Annotated in this window: 23 protein-coding genes, 1 tRNA gene and 1 riboswitch; of the genes, 11 read left to right on the top strand and 13 right to left on the bottom strand. The window is 64.9% G+C overall.

The genetic code is table 11. The features are described from left to right. Window positions 1–101: 101 nt before the first annotated feature. The 4 genes from ABE423_RS03940 to ABE423_RS03925 all read right to left on the bottom strand — a co-directional run bounded on the left by ABE423_RS03940 (window position 102) and on the right by ABE423_RS03925 (window position 4,180). Window positions 102–563, bottom strand: a complete 462-nt coding sequence (locus ABE423_RS03940; RefSeq protein WP_132809775.1) for a GNAT family N-acetyltransferase — start codon at window positions 561–563, stop codon at window positions 102–104. 75 nt (window positions 564–638) lie between these two features. Then, complete coding sequence (locus ABE423_RS03935; protein WP_253143271.1) at window positions 639–2,261, bottom strand: FMN-binding glutamate synthase family protein; 1,623 nt, start codon at window positions 2,259–2,261, stop codon at window positions 639–641. Between the two features lie 55 nt (window positions 2,262–2,316). Further along, window positions 2,317–3,603, bottom strand: a complete 1,287-nt coding sequence (locus ABE423_RS03930) for a nucleotide sugar dehydrogenase (protein ID WP_346485047.1) — start codon at window positions 3,601–3,603, stop codon at window positions 2,317–2,319. Between the two features lie 142 nt (window positions 3,604–3,745). Next, entirely contained in the window at window positions 3,746–4,180 is a 435-nt protein-coding gene (locus ABE423_RS03925; RefSeq protein WP_032128935.1) for a BLUF domain-containing protein, read from the bottom strand. Window positions 4,181–4,313: 133 nt separating this feature from the next. On the opposite strand from ABE423_RS03925, the gene ABE423_RS03920 reads away from it, so the two are divergent. Beyond that, window positions 4,314–4,400: transfer RNA gene (locus tag ABE423_RS03920), tRNA-Leu, on the top strand. 23 nt (window positions 4,401–4,423) lie between these two features. Here the strand turns inward: ABE423_RS03920 and hemN are convergent. Together hemN and ABE423_RS03910 are read right to left on the bottom strand one after the other, a co-directional pair. Beyond that, window positions 4,424–5,833 (bottom strand): oxygen-independent coproporphyrinogen III oxidase, encoded by a 1,410-nt coding sequence (gene hemN, locus ABE423_RS03915; RefSeq protein WP_346485045.1) that lies wholly within the window; start codon window positions 5,831–5,833, stop codon window positions 4,424–4,426. Between the two features lie 44 nt (window positions 5,834–5,877). Then, a complete protein-coding gene (locus ABE423_RS03910; protein ID WP_032128934.1) occupies window positions 5,878–6,318 on the bottom strand; it encodes a group III truncated hemoglobin in 441 nt (146 codons plus the stop codon). Between the two features lie 179 nt (window positions 6,319–6,497). Between ABE423_RS03910 and ABE423_RS03905 the strand changes: the two genes are divergently transcribed. Further along, a complete protein-coding gene (locus tag ABE423_RS03905; protein ID WP_010486039.1) occupies window positions 6,498–6,785 on the top strand; it encodes a hypothetical protein in 288 nt (95 codons plus the stop codon). Then, window positions 6,782–7,831: a 4Fe-4S dicluster domain-containing protein gene (locus tag ABE423_RS03900; protein WP_164080509.1), complete on the top strand. Its 1,050-nt coding sequence runs from the start codon at window positions 6,782–6,784 to the stop codon at window positions 7,829–7,831. The genes ABE423_RS03905 and ABE423_RS03900 overlap by 4 nt, the downstream gene beginning before the upstream one ends. Before the next feature lies 1 nt (window position 7,832). On the opposite strand, the gene ABE423_RS03895 is transcribed toward ABE423_RS03900, so the two are convergent. Both ABE423_RS03895 and ABE423_RS03890 read right to left on the bottom strand, forming a co-directional pair. After that, window positions 7,833–8,069, bottom strand: coding sequence for a hypothetical protein (locus ABE423_RS03895; RefSeq protein WP_032128931.1), 237 nt, complete (start codon window positions 8,067–8,069; stop codon window positions 7,833–7,835). A 353-nt stretch (window positions 8,070–8,422) separates the two neighbouring features. Next, window positions 8,423–8,632, bottom strand: a complete 210-nt coding sequence (locus ABE423_RS03890) for a hypothetical protein (RefSeq protein ID WP_032128930.1) — start codon at window positions 8,630–8,632, stop codon at window positions 8,423–8,425. 111 nt (window positions 8,633–8,743) lie between these two features. Between ABE423_RS03890 and ABE423_RS03885 the strand changes: the two genes are divergently transcribed. Continuing rightward, the gene (locus tag ABE423_RS03885) at window positions 8,744–9,145 is read left to right on the top strand and encodes a transcriptional regulator (RefSeq protein ID WP_010486043.1); all 402 of its coding nucleotides are present in this window, start codon (window positions 8,744–8,746) and stop codon (window positions 9,143–9,145) included. Window positions 9,146–9,167: 22 nt separating this feature from the next. After that, window positions 9,168–9,231, top strand: a riboswitch (Fluoride riboswitch). A gap of 82 nt (window positions 9,232–9,313) precedes the next feature. Beyond that, entirely contained in the window at window positions 9,314–9,706 is a 393-nt protein-coding gene (gene crcB / locus ABE423_RS03880; protein ID WP_032128929.1) for a fluoride efflux transporter CrcB, read from the top strand. A gap of 3 nt (window positions 9,707–9,709) precedes the next feature. Here crcB and ABE423_RS03875 read toward each other — a convergent pair whose 3' ends face one another. Then, window positions 9,710–10,543: an AraC family transcriptional regulator gene (locus ABE423_RS03875; protein WP_032128928.1), complete on the bottom strand. Its 834-nt coding sequence runs from the start codon at window positions 10,541–10,543 to the stop codon at window positions 9,710–9,712. A 96-nt stretch (window positions 10,544–10,639) separates the two neighbouring features. Next, entirely contained in the window at window positions 10,640–11,152 is a 513-nt protein-coding gene (locus tag ABE423_RS03870; protein WP_180837488.1) for an ATP-binding protein, read from the bottom strand. A 261-nt stretch (window positions 11,153–11,413) separates the two neighbouring features. Here ABE423_RS03870 and ABE423_RS03865 point away from each other — a divergent pair, with 261 nt between their 5' ends. The 3 genes from ABE423_RS03865 to ABE423_RS03855 all read left to right on the top strand — a co-directional run bounded on the left by ABE423_RS03865 (window position 11,414) and on the right by ABE423_RS03855 (window position 13,662). Beyond that, the gene (locus ABE423_RS03865) at window positions 11,414–12,490 is read left to right on the top strand and encodes a hypothetical protein (RefSeq protein ID WP_180837487.1); all 1,077 of its coding nucleotides are present in this window, start codon (window positions 11,414–11,416) and stop codon (window positions 12,488–12,490) included. A gap of 88 nt (window positions 12,491–12,578) precedes the next feature. After that, window positions 12,579–12,779 carry a hypothetical protein gene (locus tag ABE423_RS03860; protein WP_346485040.1) on the top strand — a complete coding sequence of 67 codons (201 nt, stop codon included), beginning with the start codon at window positions 12,579–12,581 and terminating at the stop codon, window positions 12,777–12,779. Between the two features lie 118 nt (window positions 12,780–12,897). Next, on the top strand, window positions 12,898–13,662 hold the full coding sequence (locus ABE423_RS03855) for a thioesterase family protein (protein WP_049461945.1): 765 nt from the start codon (window positions 12,898–12,900) through the stop codon (window positions 13,660–13,662). Between the two features lie 15 nt (window positions 13,663–13,677). Here the strand turns inward: ABE423_RS03855 and ABE423_RS03850 are convergent, their stop codons facing one another. Both ABE423_RS03850 and ABE423_RS03845 read right to left on the bottom strand, forming a co-directional pair. Then, window positions 13,678–13,947: a hypothetical protein gene (locus tag ABE423_RS03850; RefSeq protein WP_032128923.1), complete on the bottom strand. Its 270-nt coding sequence runs from the start codon at window positions 13,945–13,947 to the stop codon at window positions 13,678–13,680. Window positions 13,948–14,070: 123 nt separating this feature from the next. Continuing rightward, on the bottom strand, window positions 14,071–14,775 hold the full coding sequence (locus ABE423_RS03845; RefSeq protein ID WP_049399948.1) for a winged helix-turn-helix domain-containing protein: 705 nt from the start codon (window positions 14,773–14,775) through the stop codon (window positions 14,071–14,073). 105 nt (window positions 14,776–14,880) lie between these two features. On the opposite strand from ABE423_RS03845, the gene ABE423_RS03840 reads away from it, so the two are divergent. Continuing rightward, on the top strand, window positions 14,881–15,522 hold the full coding sequence (locus ABE423_RS03840; protein ID WP_180837485.1) for a flavin reductase: 642 nt from the start codon (window positions 14,881–14,883) through the stop codon (window positions 15,520–15,522). A gap of 10 nt (window positions 15,523–15,532) precedes the next feature. Here the strand turns inward: ABE423_RS03840 and ABE423_RS03835 are convergent, their stop codons facing one another. Then, complete coding sequence (locus tag ABE423_RS03835) at window positions 15,533–16,054, bottom strand: GNAT family N-acetyltransferase (RefSeq protein WP_180837484.1); 522 nt, start codon at window positions 16,052–16,054, stop codon at window positions 15,533–15,535. A 107-nt stretch (window positions 16,055–16,161) separates the two neighbouring features. On the opposite strand from ABE423_RS03835, the gene ABE423_RS03830 reads away from it, so the two are divergent. Together ABE423_RS03830 and ABE423_RS03825 are read left to right on the top strand one after the other, a co-directional pair. After that, complete coding sequence (locus ABE423_RS03830) at window positions 16,162–16,566, top strand: NUDIX domain-containing protein (RefSeq protein WP_180837483.1); 405 nt, start codon at window positions 16,162–16,164, stop codon at window positions 16,564–16,566. 232 nt (window positions 16,567–16,798) lie between these two features. Then, on the top strand, window positions 16,799–18,037 hold the full coding sequence (locus ABE423_RS03825) for a HEPN domain-containing protein (protein WP_180837482.1): 1,239 nt from the start codon (window positions 16,799–16,801) through the stop codon (window positions 18,035–18,037). Window positions 18,038–18,143: the final 106 nt, after the last annotated feature.

The following is an 18,143-nucleotide window of genomic DNA, read 5'->3' as shown; positions in this document are numbered from 1 at the left end:
TTTGTCGTCTCCCCCTGGGTGCTTTTTTTTTTCTCCCCCTCTTCCGTCCCCGCCCCCCCCCCCCGACTCTACAAAAACCATCGAGCAAGCTCGACGCTACATCACCACGGCCGGCGCATGCTCACTGACGCCAACGCGACGCCACTGGGATGCGGATAGGTCTCCTCGCGCACGCTGATGAACCCGTGCCGTTGATAGAACGGCACGGCGTTGAGCGAGGCCGACAGCACTACCTCACGATCACGATCGGCCATCGCCAGCAGGCGCTGCATCAGCGCCTGGCCGATGCCCTTGCCGCCGCGATCCGGATCGACGAACAACGCATCAACCTCGTTGGCATCGGTATCAAACACGCCGAACCCGAGCAGGACACCCTGCCCGTCCTCGGCCACCACGCAGCCCCCCTGCGACAACAGCCGCGCGTACTGCGACGGTGGCGGCGAGGCAGACCAGGGCGCGATGACCTCGGGAGGGTAATGGCTGCTGCAGATCTCGCGCACGCAGCGCGTACGCAGGGCCCACAGCCTGGCCACATCATCCATGGTGCCGGTCCTGAACTGCATGACGCCTCCTTGTAGGGTCGAGCTTGCTCGACTGCGTGGAAAAGCAGTCGAGCATGGCTCGACGCTACAGAATCGTTATCGCGACTTGCTGGCGCGCAGCGCCTGGATCTTCGGCGGCGGCTGGAACGAGTCGCTGCGTGCATCGGCCCAGAACGCATGGAACACCGCATGGTCGGGCACCTTGTGCAGCAGTTCGCCTGGTTCCAGGTAGCGGTACAGCGAGGCCAGCGAACGGATTTCCACCGGTGAGACGCGGCGCAGGATGTGCTCCGGCCCCAGCTCGGCAGGATCGTTCAGGCCCGCCGCACACAGCAGCTCCTTCAGGGCGTGCAGCGTGTGCTCGTGGTAGCTGTACACACGGGTGGCCTTGTCCGGTGCATCCAGATGCTTCCAGCGTGCGGGGTCCTGGGTCGCGATGCCGGTCGGGCACTTGTCGGTATGGCAGCTCAGTGATTGGATGCAGCCCAGCGCGAACATGAAGCCTCGGCCGGCATTGCACCAGTCAGCCCCCAGCGCGATGGTCCGCGCGATGTCGAACGCGCTGGTGATCTTGCCGGCCGCACCGATGCGGATGCGATCGCGCAGATCCAGGCCGACCAGGGTGTTGTGCACCAACAGCAGCGCTTCGTGCATCGGCACGCCGACATGGTCGACGAACTCCGCCGGTGCCGCACCCGTGCCACCCTCGGCGCCGTCGACCACGATGAAGTCCGGCAGCAGCCCGGTTTCCTGCATCGCCTTGGCAATGCCGAACCACTCCCATGGATGGCCGATGGCCAGCTTGAAACCGACCGGCTTGCCACCGGACAGCTCGCGCAGGCGTGCAACGAACTGCAGCAGCTCGACCGGCGTCGAGAACGCCGAGTGACGCGACGGTGACACGCAGTCCACACCCATCGGCACGCCACGCGTCACCGAGATCTCGGCGGTCACCTTTGGCGCCGGCAGCACGCCACCGTGGCCGGGCTTGGCGCCCTGCGACAGCTTGATCTCGATCATCTTGACCTGATCATGGGTGGCATTGGCAACGAAGCGTTCCTCGCTGAATCCGCCCTTCTCGTCACGGCAACCGAAGTAGCCCGAGCCGATCTCCCACACCAGGTCGCCGCCCATCTCGCGGTGGTAGGGCGAGATCGAACCTTCGCCGGTGTCGTGATAGAAGCCACCGCGGCGTGCGCCTTCGTTCAGCGCGCGGATGGCATTGGCCGACAGCGAACCGAAGCTCATCGCCGAGATGTTGAACACGCTGGCCGAATAAGGCTTGGCACAGTTCGGGCCGATCAACACACGGAAGTCATGCTTGGCGATGGCGGTCGGTGCCAGCGAATGGTTGATCCACTCGTAATCCACCGCATAGGTGCTGCGCAGGGTGCCGAACGGCACCGTGTCCATCTCGTTCTTGGCGCGCTGGTAGATCAGTGCACGCTGCTGGCGCGAGAACGGCACGTCTTCCAGGTCGCTCTGCACGAAGTACTGGCGGATCTCCGGGCCGATCGATTCCAGCCCGTAGCGGAAGTGCGCCATCACCGGATAGTTGCGGCGCAGCGTGCTGCGCTTCTGCAGCAGGTCCCAGGTCCCCAGCGCCGCCATCGCGGCAGTCAGGCCGACGCCCCAATACCAGGCCGGCCAGATCGTGGCCAGCCACAGGCATATCGGGAACATCAGGATGGCGAGCAGGTAGACGATATACCGGTGCATGGCTTTCCTCGGTTGCAACTGCCCCCGAGTCTACCGCGCCACCCGCTGCCAAGGCTTACAAGCGATCGTCAACCACGTTGCGCGGCCAGGCCGATTTCACGTCGTAGACCAGGCCTCCCGGCGCCAGCAGGCCCCGGATTGCGGATTCATCCATCGCCTTGAAACGGGCGTGGGCCACCGCCAGCACCACCGCGTCATAACACCCCGCCCCGGGATCGGCCAGCCAATCCAGGCCCTCGCCGGTCAGCGCCGCCGGGCCGACCCAGGGGTCGCTGACCTCCACCTGCGCACCGGCATCGCGCAGGCGTTGCGCCAGCTCCAGCGCGCGGCTGTTGCGCAGGTCCGGGCAATCCTCCTTGAAGGTCACGCCCAGTACCAGGATGCGTGCGTCCGCCGGCGCACGGCCACGCTCGGCCAGCATCGCCAGCACCCGCGCCGCCACGTGCTCGCCGACGCGGTTGTTGACCTGTCGTGCGGTGTGGATCAGGTCCGGGTGATAGCCCACGCTCTCGGACTTGTGCAGCAGATAGTACGGGTCCACGCCGATGCAGTGGCCGCCGACCAGCCCCGGCCGGAACGGCAGGAAATTCCACTTGCTGCCGGCGGCGTCCAGTACGTCCTGGGTATCGATGCCCAGCCTGTCGAAGATCAGGGCCAGCTCGTTGACCAGCGCAATGTTGACGTCGCGCTGGATGTTCTCGACCACCTTGGCCGCTTCGGCCACCCGCATCGACGGTGCCGGGAAGGTACCGGCGGCGATGATGCGCTGGTACAGACCATCAATCACCGCAGCAACTTCCGGTGTCGAGCCGGAAGTGATCTTGCGGATGTCGGCCAGGCGCCGCTGGCGGTCGCCGGGGCTGACCCGTTCCGGGCTGTAGCCGCAATAGAAGTCTTCGTTGAAGCTCAGGCCCGAACCCTGCTCCAGCAGCGGCACGCACACTTCCTCGGTGGTACCGGGGTAGACCGTGGACTCGTAGATCACCAGGTCGCCGGCGCGAAGATGACTGGCAATCAGCCGTGTCGCCGAACGCAGGGGCTCCAGGTCGGGCTGCTCGTAAGCATCGATCGGGGTCGGCACGGTGACGATGTAGACGTTGCAGGCATCGAGCAGTGCCGGATCGCTGCCGTACTGCAGCAGCTGCGCACTTGCCAGCTCGTCGGATTCCATTTCCAGCGTGTGGTCCTGGCCGTTGCGCAGCTCGGCGATGCGACCGGCATCGATATCGAAACCCAACGTCGGCCACTGCCGGCCAAACGCCACCGCCAACGGCAGGCCGACGTAGCCCAGGCCGATCACCGCAAACCGGGGTGCGCTGGCCGCCGCTACCGGCGCACTCATCGGCACATCCCGCGCAACGGATGCGATCGCACATACGCTGCCATGGCCTCGGCCAACACACTCATCTGCTGCACCACTCCGGAAAACCTGCGCCAGAAAGGCTACAGCCTACCGGCCCCGGCGCCCTGCCGCCAAGGCGGGCTCAGGACCCCAACGCCACCGCGGCCGGTTCCAGTTCGCCGTCTGCGCCGGTCCAGGCCTGCAGCAGGCGCTCGAATCCACCGCTGCCAAGCAGGAAGCCGGGCCACGCGGCGTCGACGATCTGTGCCAGCAGCTCCGGTTCGATCCGCCGCGTGCCCATCGACCAGCGCGGAAATGCGCGCTGCACCACGGGGGCACGGCACAACACTTTCAGCTGCCCGTGGCTGCGCGCATTGAGGATGCGCTGGAACACCGAATCGATGCCGTCCTCCGGGCCCTCGAGATACTGCAGGAAGCGCGCTCCGTCGAACATCAGCACACCGGTGACACCGGCCACACGATTGAATGCCGTGGCGTCGGCCAGCAGGCGGTCAAGATCGGTTGTCTGCAGATCGGCGCGGGCCTCACTGGCATAGGCAATCGCGTGCAGCGACATCAGGTGGCTCCCCCCCCCTGGGAACGATGGCAGGGACTATGACATGAATGCGATCGACAGTTAAGCACGCCGCGGCCATGATGCAATCCGGTTGCGGAACCGCAGGTGGGCTACAATCGGCGCCGCGCTGCAGGCCCGGATGGCGAAACTGGTAGACGCATCGGACTTAAAATCCGCCGGGGGCAACCCCATGCCGGTTCGATTCCGGCTCCGGGCACCACACGCACGCAGCACATCCCGCTTTCAGATCGCCCGCGAATAACGTGGCTGCTCGTGCGCGGCACGCAGATACGGGTCAAAGCACATCGCCAGCAACCGCAGCAACGGTCGCCCGGGTTCACTGGCACGCACCACGCCATCGCGGTATTCGGCCAGGCCGTCTTCCTGCAGCCGCTGTACCGAACGCAGGTCCTCGGCAAAGTACTGCTCGAAATCCATGCCGTGACGCTGCCCCAGCAGCACGCCATCCACCTCCCCCTGGCACATCAGCTGCTGGATCAGTTCCGCGCGCAACTGGTCGTCGGCACTCAACGCCACGCCGCGCCAGACCGGCAGCTGGCCCTGGTCCACCGCGTCCTCCCACGACGGCAGGTCGCGCGGATTCTGGCTGTAGGTGGCACCGATGTGGCTGATCGCACTCACGCCCAGGCCGAGCAGATCGGTATCGGCATGGGTGGTATAGCCCATGAAGTTGCGATGCAGCTGGCCGGCGCGTTGTGCGCGCGACAGATCCTCTTCCGGCAACGCAAAGTGATCCATGCCGATGTACTGGTAGCCCGCCGCGGAGAGCTTCTCCACCGCCAGGCCCAGCAGCGCCAGCTTGTCTTCCGGTGACGGCAAGCGGCTTTCGTCGATCTGCTTCTGCGCGCGGAACAGATGCGGCAGATGCGCGTAGCCGTAGACCGCCAGACGGTCCGGGCGCAGCGCCAGCACCAGCTCGAGGGTGCGACCGAAGCCTTCCAGGCTCTGTCCCGGCAACCCATAGATCAGATCGACGTTGACCGAACGCATGCCGCTGTCGCGGCAGGCGCGCAGGATGTCCAGCGTCTGCTGCACGCCCTGCACGCGGTTGATCGATTCCTGCACCTGCGGATCGAAATCCTGCACGCCCAGGCTGGCCCGGTTGAAGCCCAGCCGCGCCAGCATGGCGACGTCGCGGGTGTCGATGAAGCGCGGATCGAGTTCGATCGAGAAATCGCGCTGCGGCGAATCACTGAAATCGAAGCGCCGGCGCAACCCTTCCACCAGCGTGGTCATCGCTTCGGCATCGAGGAAGTTCGGCGTACCACCACCCAGGTGCAGCTGGATCACCTCGCGGCCGTCATCGAACTGCGGCGCCAGCAGGTCGGCCTCGGCCAGCACGCGTGAGACGTAGCTGTGGCCACGACCGCGATCACGGGTGATCACCCGGTTGCAGCCGCAGTAGAAGCAGGGGCTGGAACAGAACGGCACATGCACGTACAGCGACAGCGCACGGGCCAGCTGGTTGCTGTCGGCGATCGCCTGGCGCAGTGCCGGCGCGTCGAAGCCATCATGGAAATGCGGCGCGGTCGGGTACGAGGTGTAGCGCGGGCCCGGCCGGTCGTGCCGACGCAGAAGATCGGGGTCGAAGGTCCAGGCCAGGCCACCAGCGGCGGGAGAGAACGTGTCCATGCCGCCAGCATCGCGCCGGGCGGCCTGCGCCGCCTTGACCCAGATCAATCCTTGGCAGGGATGCCCAGCACCGGCAGGCCGACCTGCGGCCAGCGCAGCATCTGGTAGCGCTTCCAGAAGGTGTCACCGATGCGCGCGGCCACGTCGTTGGCCAGCTCCTGCATCGGCGGGTTGTTGCATTCGGCGGTGGTGATCCGGAACAGCACCAGCCAGCGGTCGAACAGGTCCTTGTCCAGCTCGATGGCCATGTGCTTGGACATCGGCGAGCCCTTGAACCGGCGGGTGCCGCGCAACATCGCCGACCAGAAGTCGACCAGCTGCGCCAGGTGCTCGGGCCAATCGTGGACGTGCGCGCCGAACACCGGCCCCAGCCGCTCTTCCTCGCGCACGCGCGCATAGAAGTCGTGAACCAGGCGGGTCACTTCCTGCTCGGTGCACAACTCGGGCGAGGCGACGGGGAGGACAGGCGGCGGTGTTGCGTTCATCGGGGTACCCAAAGCGTGCCGGCAGTGTGCCGCAGCCGGCCATCACCACCGTTGATCCAGATCAATGTCGGCGCAGTCCGCTGCGCCTAGGCTGGCACGCTTGCAGGAAGCATGCCCTGCGGATGCGGCGCCGACCCTGGCGAAGTATACGCGCCGCCCACTTTTCGATCCGGGACAGCATGAACAGACCTTCTCCCAACCGCCGCCAGCGGCTGATCCAGCAGTGGGGCGCCATCCTCTGGCCCAGCTTCATCGCCGCCGGCGTGGCCAGCGTGGTGTTCTTCGCCTTCGTCGATCCATTGCGCCTGCAGGCCATCAGTTTCCCGGGCACCGCAATCAGCCGCGAACTGGGTTACACGGCGGGATTCTTCATGTTCTGGTCGGTGACGGCACTGTCCAGCGCGGTCACCTGGTACCTGCAGCGGCCCATGCCGAGCGATGACGACGACGAGCTGCCGCTGGGATGAGCACGTCATGTACCCGGACTCCCCGTCCCTGGCACTGGCGCGGCACGCTCAGCGCCGCCCTGCTGGCGCTGTTCTACGCACTGCCGTGGCTGCGCTGGGAGGGCCGCCAGGCGCTGCTGCTGGACATCAACGCGCGGCGATTCGACCTGTTCGGCTGGACCCTGTGGCCCGGAGACGTCGGCGTACTGATCGGCCTGCTGGCGGTACTGGCCGTCGGCCTGGCGCTGCTTACCCACCTCGCCGGACGCATCTGGTGCGGCCATGCCTGCCCGCAGACGCTGTGGCGGCGCGCCTTCGACTGGATCGCCCGCAGCGCGGCCCGCATGCTGCCGGCACCTGCTGTACGCCCGGTCACCCAGCTGGCCTGGGGACTGCTGTCAGTGTGGACCGGCATTACCTTCGTCGGCCTGTTCAGCCCGATCACCGGCTTGCTGGCCGCCGCGCCAAACGCTGGCTGGAGCGGCTGGGAAACGTTCTGGGTACTGTTCTATGCCGCTGCCACCTGGGGAAACGCCGGTTTCCTGCGCGAGCAGGTCTGCCGTTCGCTGTGCCCGTTCGCACGCATGCAACCACTGCTGACCGATCCGCATACGCCGCGCATGCTGTACGACGCCCGTCGCGGTGAGCCGCGCGGGCCACGTCCATCCGGGCTCGGCGGGGTGCTGGGCCGTGGCCGCGGCCTGCTCGACCCAACCACTGCGCAGGACTACGTATTCCGCGCCGCGCATCCGCTGCTGGCCGGACCGATGCCGACCTTCAGCGCCGACCGTCTGGGTGATTGCACCGATTGCGCGGCCTGCGTCATTGCCTGCCCGATGCAACTGGACATCCGCCAGGGACCGCACGCCGATTGCCTGGCCTGCGGTGCCTGCCTGGAGGCCTGCGCACAACAGCAGCACCGGGCCGGTTTCGGTCCGGCGCTGGTGCGCTACTGCAGTCCGCAGGCAATGGCCGGACAACCGAAGCGCCTGTGGCGACCCCGGACGTTGGCGCTGCTGTCCTTGCTGCTGGCGCTGCTTGCCTGCGGCGCCTGGCGCCTGCTCTGAATCAACGCGACCCGCTGGCGTGCGGCGGCACAAGCTGCGCACGCCGGACGATGCCCAGCTGTTCGATGATCAGCGCCATTTCGTTGGTGACTTCGGTACGCTCGGTCCCCTGCGGGACCAGACGGTCCAGCACCTGCTGGTAGGTATCCCAGAACGCCGGACCGCATCCGTGTTTGTGGTAACTGGCTTCCAGTTCGCGGCGTACCCGTTCAGCCAAGCCATGCATGCCGTATTCCATACGACCTCCGTTGGACTTGTTCTGCATCGTTGACGGTCTACCGACTCACTTGCGTGCTACTGAAAGACTCCCAGGCTTCACGCCTGGTTGACTCCAATTAGTCATAGATTTCACGACAGGTCAATTACATGCGGCGACTTTCGCGATTGAAATTATTAATCGTTCACGAAACCACATACGGGACCCCGGGGCCCCCGGATGGGGTGAAGCCGACAGGCCGCGGGAACCATGGACCGATGACTCCAGTAGATGGCGCCGATTGTGACCCTCAGATCGATCGATCTTGCCTATTTTTCTAAGCATACTTAGCAAATTGCGCTTAGCGTGCTAAATGCGACAAAAGGCGGCGCAAGTCAGATGGATTCGCCCGCCGACGCTTCTGTCGTGGGGAACAGGTTCGGATAGCGCTGATGCAGGATGTACTGCCGCAGGGCCGGAATCGGGAAATCCTTCGGCCATTGCGACACTGCGGAACGGCTGATGCCAAAGAAGCGGGCCAGTTCGGCATCGGTCTGGAATCCCAGCCGGGTGCGCACCTGCCGCTTGCTCCAGAATTCGGTCACGGTCGGTCCTTCTGTTAACCAGACTGATTCTTGCGACAAGGCTTCTTCGCAATCCACGCGTTAAGCTGGCTTGCATAGATGAATACTCTCGGCCAACGACTCGCGGCAGCCATGAAGAAGGCCGGGCACCCACGCCCGGCCGATCTGGCACGCGCCGCCAAATCAACGACAGCAACCATCAGCAACTGGCTCAACGACCACGTGAGCGCCTCGCACGTGAAAGCCGAACAGCTGTTCCGCATCGCCGATGCGGCCAAGCTGGACGCACGCGAGCTGCTGTACGGGGTCAGCGGGCTCGGCGTCGGTGAGCCTGGCAGTGCCTACATCCCCAGCCAGGCCCATCTGGATGTCTGGCAGGACGCCTACGAGCTGGTCAGTCACCTGGTGGCCGAGAACGGGCTGGAGATCGACCATCGCCGCCATGCAGCGTTGGATCTGCTCGCGTTCGAACTGCTGATGGATGGCTTCAGCCGCAGCAAGGTCGCCCGCGTGCTGACGACTTCGATGACGTGAATGCACCGCCGCTGGTAGCATGGACCGCGATGGGGATGGGGCTCCCCCGATAACCGCCTGAGAAGGCTGATGGCTCCTGCCAGGACGAACCCGGTGTTCGTCGACGGCAGGTCGTGCCTGCCCTCGGCGTTCGCCATTGACCCTGCGAACCCGCATTCGAGGCACGCCATGCAAACACTGAACAATTATTTCCTGGTCTTCGTCGGAGGCGGCATCGGTGCCTGCCTGCGCCATGCCTGCAACCTGATCGGCGCGCGGGTGGCCGTCGGCAGTCCCTGGCCCTGGTCGACCTTCCTGATCAACGTCAGCGGCGCCCTGCTGATGGGCGTGGTGGTCGAGGTCTTCGCGATGCGCAATGGCGCCTCGCCGCAGCTGCGCCTGCTGCTGGCCACCGGCATCCTCGGCGGCTACACCACGTTTTCCACCTATGCGCTGGAGATCGGCCTGCTGCTGCAGCGTGGCCAGCATGGGCTGGCGGCACTGTATGCCGGCGGCTCGGTGGCACTGGGCCTGGCCGGCCTGTTCGGTGGGATGAAGCTGGCCCGGCTGGTGCTCGGCTGACGCTCAGGCCGCACTGGCACGGGCCTGTCCCCGCCATTCCCGCGGCGACTGCCCGGTGTGCGCCTTGAACGCGCGCGACAGCGCCGCTTCGCTGCCGTACCCCACATCGTCGGCAATCCGCTTCAGCGGTCTGCCTTGGCGCAGTGCCTGCTGCGCCAGCCCCACCCGCCAGCCCTGCAGGTACTGGCCCGGCGTGGTGCCCATCGCCTCGCGGAAGCTGGCGGCGAACACGCTGCGTGACATGCCGGCCACTTCGGCCAGGTCTTCCAGCGTCCACGCCTGCGCCGGCGCTTCATGCATCGCCACCAGCGCCAACCGCAGCCGCGGATGACCCAGCCCGGCGAACAGGCCGCCACGCATCTCGCCGCCTTCCATCAGCTGACGCAGCACCTGGATCATCACCACCTCGAACAGCCGGTTGACCATCGCCGCCCGCCCGCAACGCTGCTCGAACGCTTCTTCGAACAGCAGTTCCAGCGCCGCGTTGCCGCCATACAGATCGGCCAGCGGCAGGCAGATGAAATCAGGCAGCGCGGCGCTGATCGGATTGAGCCGACCGCCCTCGAAATGCAGGTTGGCGCAGGCCATGTCGGCGCCCTGCTGCGGGTCGGTGCTGAAGCGATGCGGCATCGGCCGCGGATACAGCAGCAGGCTCGGCACTTCGACCTGCACGGTCTGCTGCCCGTGGCTGACCTGCACCGGCCCGCGCCGCACCAGGTGCAGCTGACCCGCCTCGTCTTCGCCCTCCAGCGTGTTGATGCCGCACAGCGCACCGGCATGGAATACCGAGGCGGTCACCGCAAAACGTTCAAGCAGTATGGCGAGACGGTCGACCATGACGGGACTCCGGGTCAAGCGAGGCGAGCTCAATGCGACAGATCGTATCGGAATCGCCACCGAGATGGTCGACTGAACGCCGCCCTCTCTGCGCCCTCAAGCCTCCTGTGAATGACGGATCACCACGAAGCCCTCTTCCTGCGCAGGTGCCACGAAGTGACGGGTGATCTGCTCGAAGGCTTGGTCGCTGGCCTGGAACGGGTGCTCGCCGCGCGCGTTGCGGGCATGCAGCCGCGCCTTGCAGATGGCGTCGGCAACATCGAGAAAATGCAGCTGGTGGGCAACACCGGCCGACTCGAACAGTTCGCGGCCCCATGCACGGGCGGCCGGCGTGTTGAACGGAACGTCGAGCACGACCGAAACGCCGACCTGCAGGATCGCGCATACATGCTGCATCAGCGCTCCGCGCAGCGCGGCCGCGCGCTGCAGGTAATCGGCAACGGAGTGGATCTGGTCGGGATACAGCGCGGCCAGCCAGGCGTCCTCGCTGATCAGCACATGACGTGGCTGCGCCGCCAGCTGCTGCGACAGGGTGGATTTGCCGGCACCGATCTTGCCGCACACCAGGTGCAGGGTCGGCGCATTGTCGGTCGATGAAAGATGATGCATCTGCGTTCTCCTCGATGGATTCCAGTACCCGGGAGAGCGCCGCATGCAACCCGCCTTCCCGGGCGGGTTGCATGGCCGTGGCGACCGCGCGCTATCCCGCCTTCCCGTGGGGAATGCGGATAATCGACGCGGTGCTGTGCAGGACCATGCCGCCAGCGTAGAGCGCAGCCTGGCCGGCGGGCAATCCCCTGCGGCAGTGCAGCGCGCGCAAGGTTTTGCGGGGATCTATGCTCGGCGCCATTCCCGCATGGAATGACCACGATGCGACCCTTGCTTCGATGCGCCCTCGCCCTCGGCCTTCTGCTGCCTGCGGCATCGCTGCTGGCCGCGCCACCCACGGCACCACGCATGCTCAGCGGCGAGCTGCAGGGCGCCCCCTGGCGGCTGGACGTGCCGGCTGACTGGAACGGCGACCTGGTGATGCTGGCGCACGGCTACGAGCCGGTGGGCGTGCCACGCACTACGCCGATGACCGCCAATGACAGCACCGCAACGCTGCTGTCCGCAGGCTACGCCGTCGCGCAGAGTGCCTACGCCAGCCAGGGCTGGGCAGTGGCCGATGCGATCACCGACATGGAGCGCCTGCGCCAGCACGCGCTGGGCGAACTCAAGCGCGTGCGCCACACCTGGCTGCTCGGATTCTCGATGGGCGGCGCGGTGACACTCGCCAGCCTCGAACGCTTCCCGCAGCACTACACCGGTGGCGTCTCGCTGTGCGGTGCCAATCTCAGTGGCGAACAGATCGCCGCAGATCTGCTGACCACGCTGGTCGCCTTCGATTACTTCTTCCCCAACGCTGCAGGCCTGCCGGCCACCGGACTGGCTTCGCATGAAGCGGCCGTGCTGCCGCAGGGAGTGCTCTATCAGGGCATCGCCGACGCGCTGCAACGGAATCCCCAGCATGCCGACGTGCTCGCCAAGCGACTGCAGGTCGCTCCGGATGCACTGGCCGGGACAATCAGCCTGCACACGCTGGTCCTGCATGAACTGGCCACGCGCAGCGGCGGCATGCCGGCCGGCAACCTTGGTGTGGTGTACAGCGGATTCGGTGACGACGCCGCGTTCAATGCCGGCGTGCAGCGCATCGCTCCCGTGCCTGCGGCACAGGCCGATGTCCGCGCGAAGCTGGCACTGAGCGGCGCGTTGAAGCGACCGCTGGTGGTCCAGTTCAACAACAACGATCCCACCATCGTGCCGCACATGCAGGCGATGTATCCGCAGATGGCCGCACAGGGCGGCGCGCGACCATTGCCGCGCGTGCTGCCGCCGGTGGGCGAAGGGCATTGTGGCTTCTCTGAAGCACAGGTTGTCGACGCCTTGAAGGCAATCCAGCGTTGAGCTCAACGTGTCGCAGCGCATCAGGGGCGCGCCATAAGGACTGCTATGGTGGCCGGGCCCATTGACGGGCACACAAAGGACTGACGTGATGATCAAGACGACCTTGAAGACCGTGATGTTCCTTGGCATGGCCGTGACCGGGCTGGCCTTCGCCGCAGGCCCCTGTGAATTCTGCAGCCAGCAGTACGAATATTGTCTGCGCGCAACTTCAGGCCCACTGGTCAAGACACCCGCAGAATGCCTGGCCCAGTACAAGATGTGCCGCGAAATGGATTGCCAGTCCTCCTGACCGGCATCCGGCCGGCTCCTGCGGGAGCCGGCTCAGCCGGCCACGCTGCCAAACGCTTACGATGCAGGGACCCGCGCAGCATCTGCCGCCGCCCCTCCCTGCTGACACAACGCATACGATGGCCTTCTTCGAACGACTGAGCGACACCCGCTACCTGCCGACCGAACACACGGGCGGCGCCTGGAACATCCGCGAACAACACATCGCACCTGCGATCGGGCTGCTGGCGCACCACCTGGAACGCGACGCCGCAGCGCGTGGGCACGGTTTTCTGATCGCGCGCCTGTCCTACGACATCCTCGGCACCATTCCGATCGAAGCGATGGAGGCCGACGTACAGGTGCTGCGCGGTGGTCGCACCATCGAACTGGTCGAAGCCACGCTGCGCCATGACGATCGCCCCGCGCTGCGCGTGCGTGCATGGCTGATGCGCCCGAACGATACGCAGGCCATCGCCGGCACGCCGATCACCGGCATTGCTCCGCCGGAATCAATGCCCGCGTGGGACCCAGGTACGGTCTGGCCAGGCGGTTTCATCAAGAGCGTGGAGATCCGCCGACATGATCAGGGGCCCGGCCGTGCCACCTACTGGGCGCGCGCGAAGCACGCGCTGCTGGACGGCGAGCCGGTCAGTCCGCTGGCCCGTGCCGCCACCCTGTTCGATCTGTCCAATGGCATGGCCGTGCGCGCCGATCCGAAGGAGGTCGCCTTCCCCAACCTCGATCTGACCGCGCACCTGTTCGGCATGCCCGAAGGCGAGTGGCTGGGCTTCGACACGTCGGTGTCGTTTGGCCACCAGGGTCTCGGCTTGACCAGCACCGTGCTGCACGATGCGCGCGGTCCAATCGGCATGCTCGGCCAGGCACTGACCGTACGCCCGTGACCCCAAAGGGCGGCGTCAGCCGCCCAGCGTACCCATGGTGAAGGTGTAGCCGGAGCTCATCAGGAATTCGCGCATGCGCATCTCCGCGCGCCGCGGTGAGGCCAGGTTGGCCGGTGCATACAGCGCGTAGACCACGCCCGCGCCTTCGATGGCTTCACGCCGCACGCCACAGTGGCGGGTCTCCGAAGCAATCACCCATCCATCCTTCAGTCGATCCGGTCCGATCGACTGGCCGTTCATCAGGCGGAACGTCAGCCAACGTACTTCCACAGAAGATTTGCTCATTGCCGGCATACCGCCAGCGTGCCGCGATCGTTCATGTCCTTGCTCGCCATTGCAGCTCCCTAAGACTTGGAACTCGACCATAGCGCCTTGCCATGTCGTGGGCGAATGAGACTGGAGGGGCCCTTATGTCGCCAGGCCGAACCGCGTCCACAGCGCTTCGCGCCCCGGCTGCGTCAGGCGCAGTTCGCGTCGACCCTCAACCCGCCGAAGCCAATCGTTCTTCACGAAGCTGTCCAGCATCGCCTCGCCGACCAGCCCGGCCAGATGCGGGCGCCGCTCGGTGCAGTCCAGGCATCCTCGGCAGTAGCGCGCAGGCTTGACCGTCACGGGAAGCCGCAGCAGCTCAGCCAGCGGCTGGCCGAGCTCCTGCAGGAACGCTGCGCCCTCCACACTCACTTGCCAATGCGCCTGGTGCGGGACCAGGTGCCCTGCCTGCAACAAGCGGTCGGTGATCGCCACCGCATGCACACCGGCCAGATGCCGGTAGCAGGAACGCGCCTGGCGCAACGCCGGCATGCTGCGTGATGCCTCAGCGGTGCAGGACGGCGTGCGGTCCGCAACGCGCAGGATGCCCTCCAGCATGTCGGCGACTTCGTGCGAGGCCAGCCGGTGATAGCGATGGCGCCCCTGCGCGACAGCGACCAGCAGGTCGCCCTCGACCAGCCTGCGCAGATGCGTGCTCGCCGTCTGCGGTGTTACCCCAGCCACGCGTGCCAGCTCCGTCGCGGTATACGCACGCCCATCCATCAACTGCAGCAGCATGGATGCGCGCGCCTGGTCGCCAACCAGGGCACCGACGCTGACAAGGGAACCGGAGGTGTGGACCATGCCCGCATTGTGGCACGCCGTTGCGGGCCGACAATTCGATGCAGGCCGAAGCGTCGGCACCCGCTGCCAAGGCACAGTGGCCACCCCGATAGCGCAAGGCCTGCCGTGAAAACCGCTCCGATTCCCCGCCGCCGCATCACCCCTTCGGTCCTGTACCCGGGCACGCCTGTGTTGCTGATGACCACGCTGAACGACGACGGCAGCAGCAACATCAGTCCGTTGTCTTCGTTCTGGGCCCTGGGCAACCGGGTAGTGCTGGGCCTCGGCGTGCAGGGTCAGGGCTATCGCAACCTCCAGCTGCGCAACGAGTGCGTACTGAACTTCCCATCCTCCGCGCAGGCCGCACAGGTCGAGGCCATCGCGCGCGTGACAGGCTGCGACCCGGTGCCCAATGCCAAACAGGCGATGGGCTACGTGCATGTGCGTGACAAGTTCGCGCTGGGGGGCTTCAGTGCGGTCGCCTCGACGCACGTCGCGCCAGAGGCGATTGCCGAGTGCCCGCTGCAGGTGGAAGTCAGCGTGATGGCGATGCACCCGCCCGCCGAGGATGACAGCCAGGGCTTCGTGATCGTCGAAGGACGGATCCGTTGCGTGCATGCGCACGAAGCGATCACCGTGGCTGGCACCCAGCACATCGATGTCGCCCACTGGAAACCGTTGATCTATCTGTTCCGCCACTACCTGAGCGTGGGTGAACCAGTCGGGCGCAACTTCCGCGCGCAGACGCCGGTCCACGATCCGGCGTAGAGCGGGTGATTCAAGGTGCCGGCGATGGTGGGTGGCTGGTCACTGAAATCCAGTACGACACCATGTCCACATAGCGGCCGTCGCGCTTCACCGCGCGCGGCTCGACGCCGGATTCGGTGAAACCCAGCGATTCATACAGCGCGCGCGCGGCGGCGTTGTCCGCCAGCACCGTGAGAGTGAGCGATTCAATGCCTTCCGCGCGCGCAGCCGCGAACGCGGCAAGAAGAAGTTGACGGGCGATACCCTGGCCTCGATAGCCAGTATCCACATGGACACTGTGCACTTCCGCCGTATGCCGCCGCGCCAACCGCACCGGGCGTACGTAACGCAGGAAACCCACCAGCATGCCGCCCACGAACGTGCCGAAGTAGCGCGTGCCGGGATCGGCAAGCTGGGCGCGCATCACGTCCGCCGAGTCATCCTGCGCCTCGGCCAGCGTGGACAGGAACGCCGCAGGCGACTCGCGAAGGGCCTGCAACCGTGCTTGCCAGAGAATATCGGCGTCGTCAGCGCCGAGTTGCCGGAGAAGCATGCGACACACCTGTGAGGTTGCTGATGCACAGGTGCCCAGCCTAGCGCGGGTTCGCCTGATACGGCGTGCATGCAAGAATGAAGACGGCTCCTTCTTCACTCTCCGCCATGACTGAACTGCAGATTCCCCGCGTTGGATGCGGCGCCGTCGTCCGTGATGCCGACGGCCGCATCCTGCTGATCCAGCGCGGACGCGATCCGGAGCGCGGGCACTGGGGCCTGCCCGGCGGCAAAGTCGACTGGATGGAAACGGTGGAGGCTGCCGTGGTCCGCGAAACTCGCGAGGAGACGGCGTTGGAAGTGACGCTGCTGCGCCTGCTGTGCGTGGCCGATCATTTCGAGCCGACACTTGCGCAGCACTGGGTCGCGCCGATCTTCGAGGCTCGGGCACCTGCCGGTGCCGAGGCTTCCATCCAGGAGCCGGGTGTGCAGACAGGGCTGGGCTGGTTCGCGCTGGATGCGCTGCCCCAGCCACTGACCCTGGCCACGGTGCAGGCGCTGGCCAGGCTGTAGCGGATATCGATCCGGGCACGTGCCGGTATCCAGACAAACAAAAAGCCCTGACCGGAGTCAGGGCTTTTCAATTGGAGGCCTCAAGCGGAATCGAACCGCTGTAAACGGATTTGCAATCCGTGCAAGGCCTCTTAAATTCAAGCACTTAGGAAAAACGACACCCAAATTGCCACCTGACGTAACTGACCTTGGCAAAGCTAGACTTGTTTGAACCTCTAATTGAACCGAACCAATGCCCATTGCTCTGCCCCGAACGCTGCGCGCCACCCTCACCACTCGAATCGCTGCGGGGTTGCGGGCATCCAGTATCGTATCTGGCGCTTCGCTCAGCATCGAGACCGATTTTTTTTCCCTGCACAAGCTCGTGTCCGTCGGCTCACCAACTGATCAGCAGCTCAGGCGTTACATCGGTGACTTGCACGTGTCCGACTTCGTCGTCAACGAAGTCCATCAGCGACATATTGGGCCATGGCGTTTTGACCAGCCACCCACAGATTTCTGCGACGTTCTTGGAGCCGATGCGCCTGCTGAATGGGCAGAGGAACTGATCCGAAGCTTAGAGGCTTTACCGTGGCAGTACACCGCTTACGTTAGGATTCCAGGTGAGATCGATCCAGTACTGGTCGGGGAAAACGGGCTTGAGCTGACGTCAAAGGTAGCGTTAGTGCCGAGCAACCTCGTGCCAAGAGCGCCAGTCAACGAAGGCGTAGCTTCGCTCGCCACTGCACTCCTCGGACGCAGCTACAGCGGTTCAGTCGACGAACCAGCCCTCTATCTACGAATGGCCGTGGAAGGATATGTGCCTCAACGTCGCGACTCCCTCGGCGCAAACCAAGTGATCGCCTCAGTACTTTCTATGTATGGCATTGGACTGTCCCTCGGTATTTTTTCTCACGACCCTTGGCGATTTACCACCAAGCGCCCCCCTTCATACAGAGTTGAAATGTATCGAACTGATAGTTCCGAAGAACAACACAGTTGGAGTATCGCGTTCGATCCAGCGCAGGAAAAGGAGATGGGCAAGATAATCCACAGACTCGCGCCGACACCCGGAGAAACCGCCGTCCGAACCCTGGCACTCTTAGGCACGCTGGGAAAGGTTATGGATCGCGCGGATGAGCGCCTGCGCAACGCTGCGCGATGGTACTTCGACAGTCACTGTGGATCTAACGATCAGGTGCGTTTTGTCCAAGTGTGCATTGCGCTCGAAATTTTACTGGGAGATGAAAAGCAAGGGCGCGAAACAGGACTCAGCCAATTGATGGCGAACCGTTGCGCTTACCTTCTTGGAAGAAACAGTAGAGATCGCGAGAACATCACATCCGGATTTAAGAAGGGATACGACATTCGATCCAGAATCGTTCATGCAGGAAAAAGTCTACTTTCCACCGAGGAAAAGGCTCACTTTAGTTACATGCAGAAGCTGTGCTCTTCCGTGATCCAAAAAGAGTGCAGAGAGCTCGAGCAGTAGATTAAAAAGTCCGCAAGTTTTTTTATTAGCAATCAATCACTTATAGCAAGTTAATTTACGGAGAGCCGCGCAGTTCGGCCGAAAATTTCAATAACTTGCTGCCAGT

Source organism: Stenotrophomonas sp. TWI1409 (assembly GCF_039673015.1).
GTDB lineage: Bacteria > Pseudomonadota > Gammaproteobacteria > Xanthomonadales > Xanthomonadaceae > Stenotrophomonas > Stenotrophomonas maltophilia_A.
Note: the sequence above shows the minus strand (reverse complement) of the source record. Positions and strands in the feature narration are given on the sequence as shown.

Coding starts and splice junctions, on each gene's coding strand:
- ABE423_RS03905 (WP_010486039.1), top strand. CDS start 6,498: ATGAACAGACCTTCTCCCAACCGCCGCCAGCGGCTGATCCAGCAGTGG.
- hemN (WP_346485045.1), bottom strand. CDS start 5,833: ATGGACACGTTCTCTCCCGCCGCTGGTGGCCTGGCCTGGACCTTCGAC.
- ABE423_RS03845 (WP_049399948.1), bottom strand. CDS start 14,775: ATGGTCCACACCTCCGGTTCCCTTGTCAGCGTCGGTGCCCTGGTTGGC.
- ABE423_RS03930 (WP_346485047.1), bottom strand. CDS start 3,603: ATGAGTGCGCCGGTAGCGGCGGCCAGCGCACCCCGGTTTGCGGTGATC.
- ABE423_RS03865 (WP_180837487.1), top strand. CDS start 11,414: ATGCGACCCTTGCTTCGATGCGCCCTCGCCCTCGGCCTTCTGCTGCCT.
- ABE423_RS03935 (WP_253143271.1), bottom strand. CDS start 2,261: ATGCACCGGTATATCGTCTACCTGCTCGCCATCCTGATGTTCCCGATA.
- ABE423_RS03900 (WP_164080509.1), top strand. CDS start 6,782: ATGAGCACGTCATGTACCCGGACTCCCCGTCCCTGGCACTGGCGCGGC.
- ABE423_RS03855 (WP_049461945.1), top strand. CDS start 12,898: ATGGCCTTCTTCGAACGACTGAGCGACACCCGCTACCTGCCGACCGAA.
- ABE423_RS03925 (WP_032128935.1), bottom strand. CDS start 4,180: ATGTCGCTGCACGCGATTGCCTATGCCAGTGAGGCCCGCGCCGATCTG.
- ABE423_RS03885 (WP_010486043.1), top strand. CDS start 8,744: ATGAAGAAGGCCGGGCACCCACGCCCGGCCGATCTGGCACGCGCCGCC.
- ABE423_RS03895 (WP_032128931.1), bottom strand. CDS start 8,069: ATGGAATACGGCATGCATGGCTTGGCTGAACGGGTACGCCGCGAACTG.
- ABE423_RS03850 (WP_032128923.1), bottom strand. CDS start 13,947: ATGAGCAAATCTTCTGTGGAAGTACGTTGGCTGACGTTCCGCCTGATG.
- ABE423_RS03875 (WP_032128928.1), bottom strand. CDS start 10,543: ATGGTCGACCGTCTCGCCATACTGCTTGAACGTTTTGCGGTGACCGCC.
- crcB (WP_032128929.1), top strand. CDS start 9,314: ATGCAAACACTGAACAATTATTTCCTGGTCTTCGTCGGAGGCGGCATC.
- ABE423_RS03870 (WP_180837488.1), bottom strand. CDS start 11,152: ATGCATCATCTTTCATCGACCGACAATGCGCCGACCCTGCACCTGGTG.
- ABE423_RS03940 (WP_132809775.1), bottom strand. CDS start 563: ATGCAGTTCAGGACCGGCACCATGGATGATGTGGCCAGGCTGTGGGCC.
- ABE423_RS03830 (WP_180837483.1), top strand. CDS start 16,162: ATGACTGAACTGCAGATTCCCCGCGTTGGATGCGGCGCCGTCGTCCGT.
- ABE423_RS03910 (WP_032128934.1), bottom strand. CDS start 6,318: ATGAACGCAACACCGCCGCCTGTCCTCCCCGTCGCCTCGCCCGAGTTG.
- ABE423_RS03860 (WP_346485040.1), top strand. CDS start 12,579: ATGATCAAGACGACCTTGAAGACCGTGATGTTCCTTGGCATGGCCGTG.
- ABE423_RS03825 (WP_180837482.1), top strand. CDS start 16,799: ATGCCCATTGCTCTGCCCCGAACGCTGCGCGCCACCCTCACCACTCGA.
- ABE423_RS03835 (WP_180837484.1), bottom strand. CDS start 16,054: ATGCTTCTCCGGCAACTCGGCGCTGACGACGCCGATATTCTCTGGCAA.